This window comes from Streptomyces sp. MH60 (assembly GCF_002939385.1).
Lineage (GTDB): Bacteria > Actinomycetota > Actinomycetes > Streptomycetales > Streptomycetaceae > Streptomyces.
The window spans coordinates 1-1,039 of the sequence record NZ_MULI01000190.1 but is presented as its reverse complement, the minus strand read 5'-3'; the positions used below and the strand labels follow the sequence as shown (position 1 = coordinate 1,039).

The following is a 1,039-nucleotide window of genomic DNA, read 5'->3' as shown; positions in this document are numbered from 1 at the left end:
CCCGGCGCAGCCCCCGTCCGGCCGCCGCCGCGTCGCCCGCCGCCAGGTGGGCGTGCCCGAGCGCGGCCAGCGCCCGTGGCAGGTACACGGCGTCACCGTCCCCCTCCGCCCGCCGCACCGCCTCCCGCGCCAGCTCCAGGGCCCGGTCGGGATCGCCGCCCGCGGCCTCGGCGAGCGCGGCCTGCATCGCGCCCGCGCCCTCCCCGATGCCCGCGTCGCGCGCCAGGGTCAGGCTCTCCCGGGACAGTTCCAGGGCCCGGCCGCAGTGGCCGGAGTGCAGTTCGGTCTCCGCGAGGAACCGCAGGTAGTGGACCTCGCTTTCGGCCATGCCGCGTCGGCGCACCTCGCGCAGCAGCGCGGTGACGGTGGTCCGCGCCTCGGCCAGCCGGTCGCTCATCACCAGCCACCGGAACCGGGAGGAGCCCGCCCCGTTGTGGTGGCACGCCACCCGCGGGTCCTGCGGCTCCTGGAGCGCCCGCTGGATGGTCGCCGGGGCGTCCGGATGGCCCATCAGCGTCTCCGACTGCGCCTGGAAGGCGAGCGCGAGCAGCTCGGTGCGCCGGTCCCCGGCCCGCGCCGCCAGCCGGGCCGCGTGCGCGGCCTCCTGACGGCCCTGGGCGAAGTCGCCCTGCACCACCAGGGAGCGCCAGGCCAGCTGGTAGTGGACCAGGGCGAGCAGCCGCGGGTCGTCGCCCGCGTCGGCCAGGGCCTGCGGGAAGACGGCGTCGACCTCGCCGATGGCCTGCCCGGCCGCCTCGATCACCGCCATCCAGGCCCGTACCCGCTCGCCGGGCGCGGTGGCCCGGGTCAGCACCTCGCGGGCGACGTCCCGGGCGAGGTCCTGCTCGCCCGCGGTGATCGCGTCCTCGGCGGCCGTCAGCCGGCGCTCGTCCGGGCCCGGTGTGCCGTCCGCCGGCGTGTGCTGGGCGGCGAGCAGCCCCAGCGAGGCCGCCACCGACGGCGCCCCGCGGTCCCGGGCCAGCGCCGCGGCCTGGGCCAGCCGGGCCGCCACCCGGGGGTCGGTGCCGGTGGTGGCCAG

General features: G+C 79.5%; 1 pseudogene. It reads right to left on the bottom strand.

Features of this window, described 5'->3' with window-relative positions:
- Positions 1-1,039 (bottom strand): annotated as a pseudogene (locus BZZ08_RS38485) (helix-turn-helix transcriptional regulator); the annotation flags it as partial.